The organism is Actinoallomurus purpureus, assembly GCF_024055795.1.
Taxonomy (GTDB): domain Bacteria; phylum Actinomycetota; class Actinomycetes; order Streptosporangiales; family Streptosporangiaceae; genus Actinoallomurus; species Actinoallomurus purpureus.
The window spans coordinates 419,012-435,865 of the sequence record NZ_JAMXMY010000003.1; the positions used below are offsets into that span (position 1 = coordinate 419,012).

The 16,854-nt window shown below is 71.5% G+C and carries 19 protein-coding genes; 11 read left to right on the forward strand and 8 right to left on the reverse strand.

Annotated features, from left to right (window positions below; all coding sequences use genetic code 11):
• Positions 1–116: 116 nt before the first annotated feature.
• The gene (locus tag NE236_RS09725; RefSeq protein WP_252841538.1) at positions 117–1,316 is read right to left on the reverse strand and encodes a Rieske 2Fe-2S domain-containing protein; all 1,200 of its coding nucleotides are present in this window, start codon (positions 1,314–1,316) and stop codon (positions 117–119) included.
• Positions 1,317–1,566: 250 nt separating this feature from the next.
• Between NE236_RS09725 and NE236_RS09730 the strand changes: the two genes are divergently transcribed.
• Genes NE236_RS09730 through NE236_RS44375 form a run of 4 tightly spaced genes read left to right on the forward strand, consistent with a single transcriptional unit; the run spans position 1,567 to position 5,159 of the window.
• Complete coding sequence (locus NE236_RS09730; protein WP_252841539.1) at positions 1,567–2,550, forward strand: ABC transporter substrate-binding protein; 984 nt, start codon at positions 1,567–1,569, stop codon at positions 2,548–2,550.
• Positions 2,551–2,557: 7 nt separating this feature from the next.
• A complete protein-coding gene (locus NE236_RS09735) occupies positions 2,558–3,382 on the forward strand; it encodes an ABC transporter ATP-binding protein (protein WP_252841540.1) in 825 nt (274 codons plus the stop codon).
• Positions 3,379–4,212 (forward strand): ABC transporter permease, encoded by an 834-nt coding sequence (locus NE236_RS09740; RefSeq protein ID WP_252841541.1) that lies wholly within the window; start codon positions 3,379–3,381, stop codon positions 4,210–4,212. The genes NE236_RS09735 and NE236_RS09740 overlap by 4 nt, the downstream gene beginning before the upstream one ends.
• On the forward strand, positions 4,209–5,159 hold the full coding sequence (locus tag NE236_RS44375) for a quinone oxidoreductase family protein (protein WP_252841542.1): 951 nt from the start codon (positions 4,209–4,211) through the stop codon (positions 5,157–5,159). Before NE236_RS09740 ends, NE236_RS44375 begins: the two co-directional genes overlap by 4 nt.
• A gap of 130 nt (positions 5,160–5,289) precedes the next feature.
• On the opposite strand, the gene NE236_RS09750 is transcribed toward NE236_RS44375, so the two are convergent.
• Positions 5,290–5,724: a hotdog family protein gene (locus tag NE236_RS09750; protein ID WP_252841543.1), complete on the reverse strand. Its 435-nt coding sequence runs from the start codon at positions 5,722–5,724 to the stop codon at positions 5,290–5,292.
• A gap of 35 nt (positions 5,725–5,759) precedes the next feature.
• Positions 5,760–6,245 carry an FAS1-like dehydratase domain-containing protein gene (locus NE236_RS09755; protein WP_252841544.1) on the reverse strand — a complete coding sequence of 162 codons (486 nt, stop codon included), beginning with the start codon at positions 6,243–6,245 and terminating at the stop codon, positions 5,760–5,762.
• A gap of 129 nt (positions 6,246–6,374) precedes the next feature.
• On the opposite strand from NE236_RS09755, the gene NE236_RS09760 reads away from it, so the two are divergent.
• Entirely contained in the window at positions 6,375–7,235 is an 861-nt protein-coding gene (locus tag NE236_RS09760) for an alpha/beta fold hydrolase (protein WP_252841545.1), read from the forward strand.
• A 179-nt stretch (positions 7,236–7,414) separates the two neighbouring features.
• On the opposite strand, the gene NE236_RS09765 is transcribed toward NE236_RS09760, so the two are convergent.
• Both NE236_RS09765 and NE236_RS09770 read right to left on the reverse strand, forming a co-directional pair.
• Positions 7,415–9,097, reverse strand: a complete 1,683-nt coding sequence (locus tag NE236_RS09765) for a class I adenylate-forming enzyme family protein (protein ID WP_252841546.1) — start codon at positions 9,095–9,097, stop codon at positions 7,415–7,417.
• Between the two features lie 53 nt (positions 9,098–9,150).
• Entirely contained in the window at positions 9,151–9,960 is an 810-nt protein-coding gene (locus NE236_RS09770) for an SAM-dependent methyltransferase (protein WP_252841547.1), read from the reverse strand.
• Between the two features lie 299 nt (positions 9,961–10,259).
• Here NE236_RS09770 and NE236_RS09775 point away from each other — a divergent pair, with 299 nt between their 5' ends.
• Genes NE236_RS09775 through NE236_RS09785 form a run of 3 tightly spaced genes read left to right on the forward strand, consistent with a single transcriptional unit; the run spans position 10,260 to position 11,465 of the window.
• Complete coding sequence (locus NE236_RS09775; RefSeq protein ID WP_252841548.1) at positions 10,260–11,114, forward strand: Sco1979 family transcriptional regulator; 855 nt, start codon at positions 10,260–10,262, stop codon at positions 11,112–11,114.
• A complete protein-coding gene (locus NE236_RS09780; protein WP_252841549.1) occupies positions 11,114–11,209 on the forward strand; it encodes a DUF397 domain-containing protein in 96 nt (31 codons plus the stop codon). Before NE236_RS09775 ends, NE236_RS09780 begins: the two co-directional genes overlap by 1 nt.
• Positions 11,210–11,264: 55 nt before the next feature.
• Positions 11,265–11,465: a hypothetical protein gene (locus tag NE236_RS09785; RefSeq protein WP_252841550.1), complete on the forward strand. Its 201-nt coding sequence runs from the start codon at positions 11,265–11,267 to the stop codon at positions 11,463–11,465.
• Between the two features lie 137 nt (positions 11,466–11,602).
• On the opposite strand, the gene NE236_RS09790 is transcribed toward NE236_RS09785, so the two are convergent.
• Positions 11,603–13,132 (reverse strand): MFS transporter, encoded by a 1,530-nt coding sequence (locus NE236_RS09790; RefSeq protein ID WP_252841551.1) that lies wholly within the window; start codon positions 13,130–13,132, stop codon positions 11,603–11,605.
• Positions 13,133–13,292: 160 nt separating this feature from the next.
• Between NE236_RS09790 and NE236_RS09795 the strand changes: the two genes are divergently transcribed.
• Both NE236_RS09795 and NE236_RS09800 read left to right on the forward strand, forming a co-directional pair.
• Positions 13,293–13,913: a TetR/AcrR family transcriptional regulator gene (locus NE236_RS09795; RefSeq protein WP_252841552.1), complete on the forward strand. Its 621-nt coding sequence runs from the start codon at positions 13,293–13,295 to the stop codon at positions 13,911–13,913.
• 17 nt (positions 13,914–13,930) lie between these two features.
• The gene (locus tag NE236_RS09800; RefSeq protein ID WP_252841553.1) at positions 13,931–15,475 is read left to right on the forward strand and encodes an AMP-binding protein; all 1,545 of its coding nucleotides are present in this window, start codon (positions 13,931–13,933) and stop codon (positions 15,473–15,475) included.
• A gap of 2 nt (positions 15,476–15,477) precedes the next feature.
• Here the strand turns inward: NE236_RS09800 and NE236_RS09805 are convergent, their stop codons facing one another.
• Together NE236_RS09805 and NE236_RS09810 are read right to left on the reverse strand one after the other, a co-directional pair.
• Complete coding sequence (locus NE236_RS09805) at positions 15,478–16,215, reverse strand: hypothetical protein (RefSeq protein ID WP_252841554.1); 738 nt, start codon at positions 16,213–16,215, stop codon at positions 15,478–15,480.
• Between the two features lie 85 nt (positions 16,216–16,300).
• Positions 16,301–16,600 (reverse strand): beta/alpha barrel domain-containing protein, encoded by a 300-nt coding sequence (locus tag NE236_RS09810; protein WP_252841555.1) that lies wholly within the window; start codon positions 16,598–16,600, stop codon positions 16,301–16,303.
• Between NE236_RS09810 and NE236_RS09815 the strand changes: the two genes are divergently transcribed.
• Positions 16,595–16,854 (forward strand): hypothetical protein (locus NE236_RS09815; protein WP_252841556.1); only part of this gene is annotated, 260 nt, incomplete at its 3' end. The two genes, NE236_RS09810 and NE236_RS09815, sit on opposite strands and share 6 nt — an antisense overlap.

Here is a 16,854-nt window from a genome sequence, read left to right on the forward strand (position 1 = left end):
GGACCTGGGTGTTGCTCGTACGGGCGATCCAGCGCCACAGCGGCGGTGCCGCCGCCGCGAGGGCCGCGCCGATGGTCAGGGTCAGCAGGGTGCGTCGCACGAAAACTCCTCGGGGGTCATTTGGCGCCGGTCTCGGCCCGCTTCTTGGCGAACTCCTCTTCGGCGAGGGTGCGCCAGGCGGTGAGCGACACGTCGGGGCGGTAGAGCTTCTCCGGCGGCGCGTCCGTCACGTCGACCATCCACGCGTCCTGGCCGGAGAACTGGCCGTGGAACAGCCAGCGGATCGCGCCCAGGTACTTCGCGTAGAAGCCGACGGTCTTCAAGCCTTCGGTGAAGTTGACCATCACGCCGACGTACTGGTGGTTGTCGGCGTCGACCGGGACGTAGAACTCGTAGTGGATGAAGTTCGGGTACGCGATGCGCAGCACGCCCGGCATGGACAGCGAGGCGAAGCCGGGGAACCCGCGCGACTCGATGACCGGGTCGACCTTCTTCGGCTTTCCGGTGTTGCCGAGGTTGAAGGTCTCCTTGGGCGGCTGGATCTTCCACCAGCGCTTGCTCGTCCACCGGCCCACGCCGGGGAAGTCGGCCTCCCAGTGCACCTCGTCCTGCACCCGGAAGATCCAGCGGCCCTCGGGGACGATCCGGGTGATGTTCCAGGTGGGCATCGCCTTGAACAGCCGCCACAGCGACGTGCGGTGCAGGTACTTCGCATGCCCCTCGTCGAAGCCGTTCTCGCACGCGAAGCGCCAGTTCCCGGTCCGCGGTTCGATGCGGCCGCCCATCATGAAGGCGTTCTCGACCAGTTCCTCGGGCAGCTGAGAGTCGATCGGGTGCGGTTCCTCGTCGGCGAGCGGGACGTACACCCACACCATGCCGAGGCGTTCGGCCACCGGATAGGTCTGCACCCGGACCTTGCCGCAGACGCGCGACTGGGGCCCGTCGGTGATGACCGCGCACAGCTCACCGTCGCCGAGGCGGAACGTCCACCCGTGGTACGGGCAGCTGAGCGTGCCGGGGAACTGCTGGTCCCCGAGCGACAGGGGAACACCCCGGTGCGGGCAGCGGTCGTGCAGGGCGTGCACCTGTCCGCCGTCACGGATCAGCGCGATCTTCTCCCCGCAGAGGGTGACCGCCAGCGGCTTGCCGGTGACGTGGCTGGACCAGGTGACCGGGTACCAGTACCCGCGGAAGCCAGCGGCGGCGGCGTCGTACTCGGGCCACGACGACCAGTCCTGCCGTCCGGGCCCCTTGGACCGTCGTTTCGCTGGGCGGGTGCCCCCGCCCTCCGGCGCGGGTGCGTCGGGCTCGGTCATGGGTCGTCCTCCCGAATGTCCATCTGAGCGATGCCGAGATGATCGGACGCCGGGAAGGGCTTGCCTACGGAAACGTCTCGCTGAGCAGACCGGCGCCGTCGACGCGTCGTCGCGTATGACGATCCCGTGACGTTCCGGTGAGCGGACCCCCGGTCATGCGGCGCAGGTGCCGGGGACCTTACGGTTCAGCGAACTTCGGCCTACGCCCCACCCACCGCCGGGGTTCCGCACACTGCCATCGAGGTGCTCATTGAAAGCACGGGACATCACCTGGCGCGCCGCCGTCGCCGCCATCGCGCTGATCACATCCGCGTCCGCCTGCAGCGCCGCCTCGACCGACTCGGCCGGCGGCGGGGGAAAGGCCGCCGGGCCCAAGATCCGTCTTGCCGTCGGCATCGACCCGTCGTACGCGCCCTTCTTCCTCGCCGACGAGAAAGGGCTGTTCGCGAAGCAAGGGGTCAATGTCGAGGTCGTGCAGTTCGGCAAGGGCGGTGACGCCGACGACGCGATCGCCTCCGGCCAGGTGCAGCTGGCCGGCAGCTCGGACACGACGGCGATCGGCAAACTCCAGCAGAATCCCGACCTTCGGGCGCTCCTCGTCTACGAGAGCTCCGGGAAGTACCTGAAGGTCGTCGAGCGCAAGAACATCGGCGACCCCTCCCAGATCAAGAAGATGGCGATCGTCCCCGGCCTGTCGGAACTCGCCGCGACGCGTTTCCTCGAGTCCAAGAAGATCGACCCGAAGAAGGTCACGTTCGTCACCGCCGACCCGCCGGAGATCCCGGCGCTGATGCAGAAGGGGAACATCGACGCGTACGTCCTGTGGGAGCCGTGGCCGACCAAGGGCGCGCAGCTCGGCGGGAAGATCGTCGAGACCACCGGAGACTACGGCCTGTCCTACGGCCAGTGGCTCATCGCCGGCAACAAATGGCTGAGCGCCAACCAGAGCGCGGCCGCCAAGGTCGCCAAGGCCCTCGACGAGGCCGCCAAGCTGACCGAGAGCGACCCGCAGGCGGCCGCGCAGGCCACGCAGAAGGCCGCGAAGGTCCCGGCCGACCAGACCGTCACCGCGATCAAGGAGATCGACTTCGGGGTCCGGGACATCACCGCCGCGGACCTGAAGGGCTACGACGCGACCGCCGACTTCTACCTGCGGACCGGCAAGGTGAAGGCGAAGCCGAACGTGACCGCCGCCGTGCTCCAGAACTGGTTCAGCGGGCACGCCGCCAAGTGAGGAAGCCATGACCACAGAGATCGACCGGGAGTCCGCCCGCGGCGCGACCACGACCATCGACGGCGTGGGCATCCGCTTCGGCTCCTACCACGCCGTCGACGCCATCTCCCTCGACATCGAGGCCGGGGAGTTCCTGTGCCTGCTCGGCCCGAGCGGGTGCGGCAAGTCCACCCTGCTGTCCGCGCTGGCGGGTTTCACCCCCGCCACGGTCGGCGCCATCTCCGTCGACGACGAGCCCGTCGCCGGGCCGTCGCCGGAGCGCGGCATGGTCTTCCAGAACAGCGACGCGCTGTTCGACTGGCTGACCGTGCGGCAGAACGTCGCCTTCGGCCCGCGCATGCGCGGCCAGTCGCGGAAGGCGCAGGCCGCGCTGGCCGACGAGTACCTCGGCCTCGTCGGCCTCCGCAAGTTCGCCGACAAGTTCCCCGACCAGCTCTCCGGCGGCATGCGGCAGCGCGTGCAGATCGCGCGGGTCCTCGCGAACCGGCCCCGGATCGTCCTGATGGACGAGCCGTTCGGCGCGCTGGACGCCCAGACCCGGCAGGTCATGCAGCAGGAGATGGACCGCATCTGGCGCGAGTCCGGGTGCACGGTCGTGTTCGTCACCCACGACATCGGCGAGGCGATCATCCTCGCCGACCGCATCGCGGTCATGACGGCCGGACCGGCGGCCTCGATCAAGAACATCTACAGCGTGGACCTGCCTCGTCCGCGCGACGAGACGTCTCCGGAGGCGATCGCACTGCACCAGAAGCTACGGCAGGACATCGGCCACGAAGTCCGTACCGCCCTGCGCGAGCAGGGCCTCGCCACCGAGGAGGACGGTCGATGACGAGCGTCGGAACGGTGGCCTCCAAGGACTCCACCACGGCCCCCCGCGCGCGCAGACGGCGCTCGGACGCGCTGTCCGGCCGGCTGCGCACGGTCGGCATGTACATGCTCTCCATCGCGATCGGCGTCGGGGTGTGGCAGCTCGTGGCGATGCGGTACGGCTCCGCGCTCGTCGCCTCGCCGGCGCAGACCCTCGTCGCCGCCAAGGACCTCGCGGCGGACGGCACCCTGCTGAACTCCGTCATCGCCTCGAGCCGCCGGATCCTGATCGGATGGGGCCTCGGGCTCGTCGTCGGGGTGCCGATCGGGCTGCTCATGGGACGCCTCACGGTGATCCGCCAGTTGCTCGACCCGTACATCGAGTTCTTCCGGTTCATCCCGCCGGTCGCCTTCGTCACCCTCGCCGTCGTGTGGCTCGGCATCGGGGAGGCGTCGAAGGTCGTACTGATCTTCTACACGTCCGTGTTCATCGTGACGCTGAACACCATCGCGGGCGTGCTGTCGATCAACGAGTCGAAGCTGCGCGCCGCCACGAGCCTCGGCGCGAGCCGTTGGCAGATCCTGCGGTTCATCGTGCTGCCCGCCACCGTGCCGCACATCGTCACGGGCGCCCGCCTGGCCATGGGCAACAGCTTCCTCACCATCGTCTCGGCCGAGATCGTGGCGGCCCAGGTCGGGCTCGGCGCGCTGATCTGGACGTCGCGCAACTACGGTCGTATCGACTGGGTGTTCGTCGGCATCATCACGCTCGGCATTCTCGGGTTCGTGTTCGACCGGATCCTGCGCGTCGTCGCCTCCCGGGTCCTTCGCCGATATGGAGTGAAACTGTGACTGAAAGCTCCCGCGCGCTCATTCTCGAGCGCTTCGGATCGCTGCCCCGGCTCGTGGAGCGGCCCGTGCCGCCACGCGCGCCGGGCGAGACGCTCGTCCGGGTGCACGCCGCCCAGATCGGCCACCTCGACCTGAACATCGTGGACGGCCGCTTCGGCATCCTGCCCTCGCTGCCGTTCGTGCCGGGCACCAACTCCTGCGGCACGGTCGTCGCGTCGGACGTCCACCCGGTCGGCTCACTGGTCCGGGTGAACGGCGCCGGACTGGGGCTGCGCCGTGACGGCGGCTGGGCCGAGCACGCCGTGGTCCCGGACAAGGCCGCCTTCCCCACACCGCCCGGCACCGACCCCGCACTGGCCTGCTCCTTCTTCTCCCCGGCGGGTACGGCGTGGGCGGCCGTGCACGACGTCGCGACCATCGGCGCGGGGGAGCGGGTCCTGGTGACGGGCGCGGCCGGTGCTGTCGGGTCCATGGCGGTGCAACTCGCCGTACGGGCGGGGGCGGAGGTGATCGGCGTCGTCGGCCGGCCGGCCAAGCTGGAACACGTCCCCGCCGGAGCCAAGGCGATCCTGGCCGCCGACCTGTCGGCGGAGGCGCTCGGCGGGCCCGTCGACGCGCTCATCGACACCGTCGGAGGGTCCGTCCTCGCCGCCGCGCTCGGGCTCGTCCGGTCGCGCGGCCGGGCCGCCCTCATCGGCTACTCGGCCGGCCGCGAGTTCACCGTCGATCTCGCCGACTTCCTGCTCGCCGACGTCGCGCTGCTGCCGGTCAACCTCATGGCGCGCGGGCGTGGCCTGGCCGAGGTGGGGGAGCGCCTCCTCGCCGAGATCGCCTCCGGAGACCTGACCCTGAACATCGAGCGGTACGGCCTCGACCGGCTGGAGCAGGCCGTCGAACGGCTCCGCGGCGGCGCGGCGATCGGGAAGGTCGCCCTGACGCTCGACTGAGCGGGCAAGAGACGATCGGCGCCGCTCCGGCTGACACGGGGGAGTGGCGCCGATCGTGCGCGGAAGCGACCAGAAGGGCGCCCCGGCCGCGGATCGACCAGCCGAGGCGTTCTCCAGGCGGACGGCGGGTTCAGGGCACCACGACGGCGTATCCGCGGCAGCAGACCGTGCCGTCGTCGAGCCGTTCCTCCAGGTCGAGCGTGACCTCGCCGGTCGCCTCGTCGGTCTCCCGTACGGTGCCGGTGACGACGAGGCGCGCACCGGCGCGGGCGGGGGCGCGGTTCTGCCACCCGAGCGCGCGGACCGCGCCGGGGTCGCCCCGGGCGAAGGCGGCCGCCGCCCGGTGGAGGAGACAGCCGTGCAGCTGCGCCATCACCACGGGTCCGTCGAGCCCTTCGGAGCGGGCGAACTCCGCGTCGTAGTGGATGCGGTGCGCGTTGCGGGTGATCGCGCCGAACCGCAGCAGCCGCACCGCGTCGGGCGCCGACTCGACCGGCGGCACCTCCTCGCCGGCCGCCCGTTCGGCGCCGCCGACCGGCGGCGGAGTCTCGTGTGGTCCGCGCATCGGTGTCCCGTCCTCCTTCGGTGTCCGCCCGGCTCTCACCGGACGATGAACCTCTCCGTGACCTCGGCGAGGGTGCCGCGCTCCGCCGTGCCGTACGTCTTCACGACGGTCAGCAGCAGGAACCCCGCGCCGCGCCCCTTGCGCTCGACCCCGGTGAGGGTGCGCCGAACCTCGATCGCGTCGCCGGGCCGTACGTCCCCGGTCCAGCGCACGTCCTGTCCGCCGGCCATCAGGGCGACGTCCAGCCCGTCCGTGCCCGGCACCTCGTCCCGGTACATGCCGTCCGGGCGGTACTCCTCGTCGGCCGCGCCCGGCGCGCCGCGCAGCAGGCTGACGACGTACATCGGATGGACGACGAAACCGGCGTGATCCGGGTCGGTCAGGCGGCGGGAGGTCTCCCCGGCGGCGCGCGCGAACTCCGCCGCGTCGCCGGCGCGGACCACCCTGAGCGATCTCCGCTCGACCCGCCCGACGAGGGCACGGGCGCGTTCCTCGGCGAGGTCGACCGCCGTCGTTTCCACGTCACACCTCCGAAGCGGTTCGCTGGAGGCGCACGCTACGCGCGGGCCCGGCCGGGCGGTAAGACGCGCGGACCGCTCAGCGGACCGCCGGCCTTGGGGCGCCGGGCGCCCTGCCGCGAGGATCCCGCCATGGACATCCAGCCGGCTCCTGAGGGGGCGTACGCCGACGCCGACGGCGTGAAGTACCACTACGCGCGGATGGGTGCGGGCAGCCCGACGATCTTCCTGCACGGCGGCGGGCCGGGCTGCACCGCCTGGTCGGACTTCGGCGCCGTCGCTCCGTTGTTCGCGCGCGACCGCGACTGCTACCTGGTCGACATCCTCCAGTACGGGCGCTCGGAGAAGTGCATCATCACCGGACCGATGTGGGACTTCCACGCGGCCAAGACGGTCGCGCTCATGGACACGCTCGACATCGCCAGGGCCGACTTCATCTGTAACTCATGGGGCGGCACGATCGCGCTCAACCTGGCGGCGAAGTACCCCGAGCGGGTGCGGTCGCTGGTCGTGACCGGCAGCATGCCGGTCTTCTACGGCCCGCTCGCGCCGTTGCCCGAGGGCGGACGCCGCGGCCGCAACGCCCGCGACGCCTACTACGGAGGTACGGGTCCGTCCCAGGAGAAGATGCGCGACCTCATGGCACGGCTGGAGTGGTACGACGCCGACGCCATCCCGGACGAGACCGTCAGCCTGCGGCACGAGCAGAGCCTCGACCCGGAGGAGATGGCGCTCGCCGCGGCGTCGGACAACCCGCGCGGCGACTGGCAGGACCTCACCGACGAGCTGGGCCGGATCACGGCCCCCGTGCTGTTCGCCTGGGGAATGTACGACGCGTTCCTCACGCCCGACTATCCGCTGATGCTGGCCCGCATGGTGCCGCGCGGTCACCTGTACGTCATGGACCACGCCTCCCACCACCTGCAGGAGGAGCGGCCGCACGACTTCCACTCCGTCGTCACCGGCTTCCTGAACCAGGACCACGACGGCTGAGACGGGTTTCAGCGGGCCGGCCCGCTGGGCCCCGCGACGGCGCACCGGCCTGGACGCGCTGACACCGCCCCGCCGCAGCGCCGTGTCGGCCCCGTCCGGATGGGTGCGCTGTGGCTGAAGCCGGGCGTCCCGCGGCGGCGGAGGCCGGACCTCCCGGTCCGGCCTCGGTTCGAGACCGGTCAGCCGATGAGCTCGGAGCGCAGGCGGGTCTTGAGGATCTTGCCGGCGGGGTTGCGGGGCAGCTCGTCGTCGCGGAACCAGATGTGGGCCGGCACCTTGAAGGCCGCGATCCGCTCGCCGAGGAACGCCTGGAGCTCCTCCGGCGTGACGGTCGTCCCGGGGTGGAGGCGGACGACGGCGCCGACCTCCTCGCCGAGCACCTCGTGCGGCACCCCGATCACGGCGGTGTCGGCGACCGCCGGGTGCTCGTAGATGGCGGCCTCGACCTCGGCGCAGTAGACGTTCTCCCCGCCGCGGATCAGCATGTCCTTGGCCCGGTCGACGATGTAGATGAAGCCGTCCGCGTCGACGCGGGCCAGGTCGCCGGTGTGGAACCAGCCGTCGCGGAACGCCTGGGCGGTGTCCTCGGGGCGGTTCCAGTAGCCCTTGATGACGTTCGGGCCCTTGATCAGCAGCTCGCCGACCTCCCCGGTGGGCAGTTCCTCACCGACGGGGTCCACGACCTTGATGTCGCACACCGGCACCGGCGGCCCGACGCTGTCCGGATGGGTCAGGTAGTTGATCCCGCTGTTGTAGGCCGTCACCGCCGACGTCTCAGTGAGGCCGTACCCATTGTTCGGGACGCGCTCCGGGAGCAGCTCCTTGATCTTCTCGACCAGCGCGGGCGGCGCGGGCGCACCACCGTACGAGACGTTCACCAGGCTGGAGGTGTCGTACTTGTGGAACTCGGGGGAGGTGAGGACCTGCCACGCCATCGTCGGCACCCCGCCGAACGCCGTGACCCGCTCGCGCTCGATGAGCTGCAGCGCGCGTTCGGCGTCCCACTTGTACATGAGCACGACCGTGCCGCCGAGGACCGCGCTGGCCACGAGCATCGCGTGGCAGCCGGTCGCGTGGAACAGCGGCACGTTCAGCAGGGCGACGCGCGGCTGCGGGGCGGCCGCCTCCTCGATCGAGCGGCCCCCCCGCACGGCGGCGGCCAGCATCGCGTACCCGAGGCAGAAGGTGTTCCCCGTGATGTTGCGCTGTGTGCCGAGCGCGCCCTTCGGCCGGCCGGTCGTCCCGGAGGTGTAGAAGATCGTCGCGTCGTCCTCGGGGCCGATCTCCGCCTCGGGAAGGGTCACGTCGGCGGTGACGTCGCCGAGCACCGACGCGTACGCGTCCGTGCCGGGCGGCGGCGCGCCCTCGGCCCGTACGACGATCGTGGGGATGCCGAGGCCGGGCAGTGCGTCGCCGAGTCGTCGGGCGCGCTCCTCGTCGGCGACCAGCACCGTGGCGCCGCTGTCGCGCAGGCCGTACTCCAGCTCGGGCCCCGTCCACCAGGCGTTGAGCGGGACGACGACGGCGCCGGCGGCCGCGGCGGCGAAGAACGCGACGGACCATTCGGGGAAGTTGCGCATGGCGATCGCGACCCGGTCGCCCTTCCGCACGCCGTACCGCTCGATGAGCCGGTGCGCGAACGTCGCGGCGTGCCGGAAGTGCTCCTCGAAGGTCAGGCGCTCGTCCTCGTAGACGATGAACGGCGTCTCGCCGTGGAACCGGCTGATCTCCAGGACGGACCGCAGTGACGGGGGAGCGTGTTTCCAGACGCGGGTCCGCGCGCCGCGGATCTCGACCTCGTCCATCTCGAACAGCTGTCCCGGCGCGGTCAGCTGGGCCCTGACGTCGTCCAGACTCTTCATCGGCACCTCCGGACGGGAGCCTACGATCCGAACGCCGTTCTGGACCAGTCCGTTCATGGTTTGCGGGCGACTCCCGCGTAACAGACGGAGCGGGCGGGGTCGTCGAACAGGGGGCTCGATGCCCCGTCGGGGCGCCAGATCGGGGTCCACACCACGCCCGGCTCGATCAGCTCGAGATCGTCGAAGAACGCCTCGACCCGCGGGCGCGTCCGGACGTGGGCCGAGCTGGAGGTCTTGTAGTTCTCCTCCAGCGCCTTCTCCACGTCGTCGTCGCCGTCGTCGGTGCCGTGGGAGATCACCAGGTGGCTGCCCGGCGGCAGCGGCTTCATGAGCCGGCGGACCACTTCGTCGGGGTCCTCGGAGTCGGCGACGAAGTGCAGGACCGCCACGAGCAGGAGGGCGACGGGCCGGTCGAAGTCCAGGAGCCGGTGCAGCTCCGGATCGCCGAGGATGGAGTCCGGGTCGCGCAGGTCGTGCCGCAGGATCGTCGTGCCGTCGACCCCGTGCAGCATGTCCCGCCCGTGGGCCAGCACGACCGGGTCGTTGTCGACGTACACGACACGGGACTCGGGCGCGATGCCCTGGACGACCTCGTGGACCTGCCCGTTCGAGGGCAGGCCGGTGCCGATGTCGAGGAACTGCCGGAGCCCGGCCTCTGCGGCGAGGTACCGGGCGGCGCGGCGGAGGAAGCCGCGGTTCTCCAGGGCGGCGTCGCGGGCGCTCGGGATGGCCGCCATGGTGTTCTCCGCCACGACACGGTCGGCGGGATAGTGGTCCTTGCCGCCAAGGATGTAGTTGTACACGCGCGCCGGGCTGGGGATGTCGGGCCGGAACTCGCCTTGCCGGTCGTCGCTGTCCGTCACGAGGAGCCTCATCGCCGGGGATGTCGGAGGCGGTCGATTCTTCCACGAACACCCGTGCTCGGCGGCTGGATCCGGGAACACGCCGCCGAGCACGGGAGGACCGCCGGGCGGCCGTTCGACCGCCCTCATCACCATCACACGCCTGGCCACGGCTGCCAATGGGATTGCATCCGACTGTGGGATAGCATTGCGGCACGACGCTGAGGATGCAAGCCCGTGAGGTGATGGGATTGCATCGGCGGCCGATCTCCGGCGGGTCATGGAAGACTCGGGGATCCGCCGCGAGGGAGGTCCAGGTCATGGCGAACGCTGGAGCGAGCGGCCCGACGGCGCTCCGCATCCTTCTCGGGTCCGAGTTGCGCCGGCTCCGGGAGAAGGCCGATGTCAGCTCGGTCGAGGCTGCCAGGGCGATCGGCGGATCCGAGTCGAAGATCAGCCGGATGGAGCTCGGCCGCAGCGGCTTCAAGGAGGCGGACGTCGCGATCCTGCTGTCGCTGTATGGCATCACCGACGAGGAGGAGCGCGACCAGCTGCTGTCCCTCGCCCGCCGGGCCAACCAGCCCGGCTGGTGGCACAGCTACGGCGACGTCCTGCCCTCCTGGTTCCAGTCCTACATCGGGCTGGAGCAGGCGGCGGCCCGCATCCGCACCTACGAGCCGCACTTCGTCCCCGGCCTGCTGCAGACCGAGGACTACGCGGCGGCCGTCATCTCCCTGGGCGACTTCCCGCCCGAGGAGGTGGAGCGCCGGGTCTCGCTGCGGGCCACGCGGCAGCGGCGGTTCCGCGACGGCGCGCTGCGGCTGTGGGCGGTGATCGACGAGGTCGCGCTGCGCCGCCCCGTCGGCGGCCCCGAGGTGCTCCGGGGACAGCTGGAGTACCTCATGGCCGTGGCCAAGCAGCCGGGGCTCACGCTCCAGGTCACGCCGTTCGCCGCCAGCGCGAAGCACGCCGCGCCCGGCGGGTTCACCATCATGCGGTTCGCCGACCCGCAGCTGCCCGACGTGGTCTACGTCGAGCAGCTCGGCAACGCCCTCTACCTCGACAAGCGCGAGGACGTCGACCGCTACACCCTCGCCATGGACCGCCTCAGTGTCGTCAGCGCCATCCCCGACGAGTCCATCGACATCATCGGCACGATCCTGGAGGGCATCTGATGCGCACCGACGACCTGTGGCGAAAGAGCTCCAAGAGCACCCCCGAGGGCAACTGCGTCGAGGTGCGCGTCGCCGGAGCGCGCGCACTCCGCTGACACGCCGTCTCACGGAAGTGGAGCACCCCGCTACCGTCCGTGTACGGTGCGGGCCGTGGAGAACCTGCGGATAGGCGTGGTCGACATCGCCCACGACGATCAGACCACCAACGATCACCTGTCCTGTTCGGTGTGCACGTGGCGGCTCGGGGTGTCACCGCGCGAGTACGCCCTGCGCCTCGCCCGCCGCCACGACGAGTCACACCAGAACGGACCTCGTCGCGCTCGTCCGGGCCGTCCGGACCAGGGGAGGTAGTCAGCCGGCCGGTTCGGCGGCGCGGCGCGCCAGGCTCACCAGGTCGTCGCCGCGCCGGCCTGTTCACTCGTCAGCATCACTGATACGGACGTCCGGGCGACCGGCATGGTTCCGTGAGCGGGCCGCGGCCCGCGGCCTCAGTCCTGGGAGCCGGTCAGCCGCGCCACCTCCCGCGCGTGCGCGTCGGCGTCGGCGCGGGCGGCCCGGGTGCTCCACCGGCCGGCCAGCGGCAACATGAGGACGAGGAAGAGCAGCTCGGCGACGACGCAGATCCACCACCAGGTCTGCCACTGGTGGGGCGCGTCGGCCGCCGCCTTCTTGAGCTCGCCCAACTCGTGGAGCAGCGTGGGCGGCGGAGACGTGCCGGCCGGGACCTTCTTGGCCGCGGCCAGGACCTCCGGTGCCCGGGTCAGCGTGTCGACGGCGCCGACCACGTACGGGAGGACGAAGTAGGAGACGCACACGACGATCCGCAGGATCCAGCCCCAGACGGCCAGGCCGGTCGCGGTCAGCGCGGGGTTCCGCCGCTCGATCGTCTCCGTGAACGCCGCCATCCACGGCGTGTACGCCACCCCCAGGCCGATGGCGAGCAGACTGATGATCCAGATGAGGCTGGACGCGCTCGTGTGCGGGTGGGTCGTGCGGGTCAGGAACAGGAACGTCATGACCACCGCGAGGAGCGTGCCGCCCACGATGAAGGGCTTGCGTACCCGCAGCCGGTCCGACACCACGCCCACGACGACGAGGGCCACCGCGTTCATGGCCCAGTACCAGCTGTTGACGCCGTTGGCCCGCGCGGTCGTGAGGCCGAAGTTCGACGTCAGGTAGATCGTGAAGAACGCCACGGCGGTGTAGTAGATGAGCAGGAACACGCTGACGCCGAGGGCCGGAGCGAGGACGTCGAGCCGCATCATCTGCCGCCAGGGGTGCCGAAGGTCGGCCTCCCGCTCGGCCGCCTCGGCCCGTGCCTCGACCAGCGCGCGGTCCGCGACGCTCACCATCACCTGGTCGCGGAGCCCCGGCCGCAGCTCCCGCAGGCCGAACAGCGCGACGGCGAACGCCACCAGCCCGACGATCCCGACGATGTAGTACTGGCTGGCCCAGGAGTCGTCGAAGCGCGGCAGGGTGCGGTTGGCCACGAAGCTGACGACCAGGCTGCCGATCACCGGTCCGAGCGTCCAGAAGCCCATCGCCGACGCGCGGCCGATCTGCGGTGAGAAGTCGCGGACCAGGGCGGGCGTGGCCACCAGGCACATGCCCTCGACGAGGCCGATCAACGTGATGACCACCGCGAACGCCGCCTTGTTCGGGGCGAGCGGTGTGAGGATCGTGAGGACGCCCGTGCCCAGCAGCCCGTACGTCACCAGGTTCGCGCGGCCCCACCGGTCGGCGACGCCGGCGGCCAGCGATCCGAACGCGCCGACCAGGTTGGAGACGACGAGAACGTTCACGTAGTAGAGGAACGACATCTTGAAGTGCGCGAGCATCAGCGGGGCGACGCCGCCGGCGACGTACAGCTCGTAGTACAGGACGATCGTGACGAACACCGCCACGGCCAGGTAGCGGTAGCGGGCCGCGGTGTCCGGATAGCGGTCGAGACCGCGTCGCCAGAGTCGGTCGATAGAGAGGCCGTCGGACGGGGTCGTCGTCGGATCGGTGGGGGCCATCGCCACCTCGTTTCGTGAGGGCCGACATTCGGAGCGCAACGGCGCTCCGCCCCCGACGATCGGATGGTCTGTGGCATCTGGTGAATGAGCGTTCATTCACATCGTGGAAATAATTAGTACGCTCGGGTCGGGTGGCCGTCAAGAGCGAGGAGCGGTGCGGGTGACCGAATCGGAGTTGCCGCTCGGCGGGTCACGAGTGCAACGCCGGCTCGCCGCGGCCGCGATCGAGCTGTTCTACCGCCAGGGCGCGCTGGCGACGCCCGTTCGGCAGATCACCGAGGCGTGCGCTCTGACGCCGGGCGCGCTCTACAACCACTTCGGTTCCAAGGACGAGCTGCTGTACGTCCTGGTCCGCGACATCCACCTGCGGCTGGAGGCCGAGGTGACGGCCGCTCAGGAGGCCGTCGCCGGTGACCCGGTCGCCGAGCTGAGCGCGATCGTCGGGGCGTACGTGACACGGCACGCCGACAATCAGGGGACGGCGCGGGTCGCCAACCGTGAGTACCCCCTGCTCACCGGCGCGTGGTACGACGAGGTCGTCGCGATCCGCCGGCGGCTGCGCGACCGCCTCACCGACGTCCTGGCCGCGGGGAACCGCAAGGACCTGTTCCGGCTGGTGGGCGGCGACGACCGGGCCGCCGTGCTCACCGCGATCCCGATCCTCGACATGTGCGTGCACATCAGCGAGTGGTTCCACGAGCGCCGTCCGCTCGGCGCCGAAGACCTGCGGGCCCGTTACGTGGACCTCGCGCTGCGCATGGCCGGCACCAGAACCGACTGACCGAACTGGAGGTCGCCGTGGCCGAACTTCTCCGCCCCCACGCCCAGGCCCGGCCGGACGAGGCCGCCCTCACCGACGAGCACGGCGTCACCACCTGGCGCGCGCTCGACGAACGCGTCGACCGGCTGGCCGGGGCGCTGCGCGGGCTCGGCCTGCGGACCGGCGACTCCATCGCGATCCATTCCGGCAACCGGCGCGAGTACTTCGAGGTGATGGCCGCCGCCACGCACATCGGGCTGCGCTACGTCCTCGTCAACTGGCACTGGACCGCGGACGAACTGGCGTACGTGCTGGCGGACTCGGGGGCGAAGGTCCTGTTCTCCGAGGACCGCTTCGCCGGTGTCGCCGAGGCGGCCGCGTCGGGGGCCGGCCTGGTGGCCCGCGTCGGCTTCGGCGAGGTCCCCGGCTTCCGGCCGTACGAGGACCTCCTCGCCACCGGGCCGGATGGCGAGCCCGCGGACCAGGTGCTCGGCTGGCCGATGATGTACACCTCGGGCACGACGGGCCGGCCCAAGGGGGTCCAGCGGAAGATCGTGCGGACCGGCGCGCCGATCGAGACGATGGCGCTGACGGCCGCCGGCTCCTGCGAGGTGCTCCGCATCCCCGAGGGCGGCCGGTCGCTGCTGGTGGGGCCGGCGTACCACTCCGCGCAGTGGCTCTTCTCATGCGGCCTGCTGTGCGCGGGACGCCCCGTGGTCATGCGGCGGGCGTTCGACCCGGAGGAGACCCTGCGGCTCATCGAGCGTCACCGGATCACCAACGTGCACCTCGTGCCGACCCAGTTCGTCCGGATGCTGCGCCTCGACGAGGCGACCCGCGCCGCGTACGACCTGTCCAGTCTCGCCGCCGTCTGGCACGGCGCCGCGCCGTGCTCGCCCGAGGTGAAACGCCGGATGATCGACTGGCTCGGCCCGGTCGTGTACGAGTACTACGGGTCGACCGAGGCGTCGGTGAACACCGTCGTGACCGCCGAGGAGTGGCTGCGCCGGCCGGGCACGGTCGGGCGGCCGCTGCCCACCGTCGAGGCCCACGTCCTGCGTCCCGACGGCACCCCCTCCGGTCCGGGCGAGCCGGGGCAGCTGTGGTTCCGCTACGCGAGCGGCGACGACGTCGAGTACTGGGGGGACCCGGAGAAGACCGCGTCGATCCACCGGAACGGCCTCTTCACGACGGGGGACATCGGCTACTTCGACGACGACGGATATCTGTTCCTCGCCGACCGGGCCATCGACATGATCATCAGTGGTGGCGTCAACATCTATCCCGCCGAGATCGAGGGCGTGCTCATCACGCATCCTGCGGTACGCGACGTCGCGGTCTTCGGGGTTCCCGACGAGGAGTACGGCGAGCAGGTGAAGGCGGCGGTCGAGCTGGAACAGGGGCATACCGCGTCGCCGGCCCTGGCAGAGGAGCTCATCGCCCTCTGCCGCGCGTCGCTCGCCGGCTACAAGGCGCCCCGGTCGGTCGACTTCGTCACCGCCCTGCCGCGCACCCCGACCGGCAAGCTGTACAAACGCCTCATCCGCGAGCCCTACTGGGCCGACCACGGCAAGCGGATCTGAGGTCAGCACCAGTGGCGCAGCTCGGCGTCCTCCAGGGCGCTGCGCAACTCCTCCTGGGCGGCCCGCCAGCCGACCAGGTCGTAGTAGCGCTCCGACGGCTCACGGACGACGGGGACGCCGGGCGCGTGCAGGCGCATCGTCTCCCTCACCCGCGCAGCGTCGTACCGCCATCCCCGGGCCTCGGCGTGGACGCTGACGGCGAACTCCAGCCCTGCCCCTGACGGCCCGCGGTCGAGCCGGCGGAGGCGTTCCCAGACGTCGAGCGGGAGGTCGTGGCGGGACACCGCCTCCTCGAGCTCGGCACGATGCCGCTCGGGGGAACCGGGCGCCGTCGGATGCAGCCGGACCCCGACGCACCGCACGGTGCCGTGGACGAACTCCGTGCGCCGGGAGAACAGCACCAGCGCGCTCACCTCGTCCCACCCGAACCGTCTCGGCACCCCGTCCGGCCAGGTCACGAGGAGGATCCCGTCTGCGTCGACGGCGAAGGCGACCCGGCCCGTGCGACGGCCCCGGGCGAGCCGCCCCGCCCCGAGAGCGGCCGACACGATCGACGCGACGGCCAGCGCCAGGGGCGGGGGCACGCGGTCCGGATGCCCGTGGAGCGCGGCACTGGCGATCCAGCGCACGGACATCGCGAGAGCGAGCGTCCCGGCCGCGACCATGAGGATCGGCGGGAGACGACGGAACCGCGCGACGTACGGCGCCGGGAAGGAACCGTCCGGGGGCTCGGTGGTCACCGCGTGAATCCTCCGCCCACGAGGCAATGATCCCTCCGGCGCACTGTACTGCGCGGCCCCCCGGACCGTACGGGGATCGGCGGGCTCAGCCGCCGAGCGCCGGATAGTCGGTGTAGCCGCGGTGGTCGCCGCCGAAGAAGGTGGCCGGGTCGGCCTCGTTGTACGGGCCGCCCGCCGTGATCCGCGACGGCAGGTCCGGGTTGGCGAGCCACAGGCGGGCGTGCGCGATCGCGTCGGCCAGCCCCTCCCGCACCGCGTCGGCGCCCGTCTCGGGGGACGACGGGAGCGGCGTCGGCTCCGGGTGCGGGTTCAGGATCAGCGCGCCCGGCCACGCGGCCCGGATCGCCCGTGTCGTGTCGCGGTCGCCGCCCTCCATCACGTGCACGTAGACCAGGCGCTCGCCGCCGCCGCGACGGACGCCGACTGCCGGGCGCGCCACCGCGCCGCGGCCGCGACCGCGCCCGACGAGGACGTCGCGGCCGACCTCGAGGCGGCCGCCGTACGCGCCCGGGACCGCGCCGCCGGAGCGGCCGCCGCGGCCCTGTTTCAGCAGGCGGCCCAGCTGACGCCCGAGCCCGGCGGCCAGGCCCGGCGCCTGATCGAGGCTGCGAGTGCGGCCCTGCTCGCGGGCGGCGCCGA

Excerpts from the sequence above, each read along its gene's own strand:
- NE236_RS09725 (WP_252841538.1), bottom strand. The coding sequence starts at position 1,316 with ATGACCGAGCCCGACGCACCCGCGCCGGAGGGCGGGGGCACCCGCCCA.
- NE236_RS09735 (WP_252841540.1), top strand. The coding sequence starts at position 2,558 with ATGACCACAGAGATCGACCGGGAGTCCGCCCGCGGCGCGACCACGACC.
- NE236_RS09740 (WP_252841541.1), top strand. The coding sequence starts at position 3,379 with ATGACGAGCGTCGGAACGGTGGCCTCCAAGGACTCCACCACGGCCCCC.
- NE236_RS09750 (WP_252841543.1), bottom strand. The coding sequence starts at position 5,724 with ATGCGCGGACCACACGAGACTCCGCCGCCGGTCGGCGGCGCCGAACGG.
- NE236_RS09760 (WP_252841545.1), top strand. The coding sequence starts at position 6,375 with ATGGACATCCAGCCGGCTCCTGAGGGGGCGTACGCCGACGCCGACGGC.
- NE236_RS09765 (WP_252841546.1), bottom strand. The coding sequence starts at position 9,097 with ATGAAGAGTCTGGACGACGTCAGGGCCCAGCTGACCGCGCCGGGACAG.
- NE236_RS09775 (WP_252841548.1), top strand. The coding sequence starts at position 10,260 with ATGGCGAACGCTGGAGCGAGCGGCCCGACGGCGCTCCGCATCCTTCTC.
- NE236_RS09780 (WP_252841549.1), top strand. The coding sequence starts at position 11,114 with ATGCGCACCGACGACCTGTGGCGAAAGAGCTCCAAGAGCACCCCCGAG.
- NE236_RS09790 (WP_252841551.1), bottom strand. The coding sequence starts at position 13,132 with ATGGCCCCCACCGATCCGACGACGACCCCGTCCGACGGCCTCTCTATC.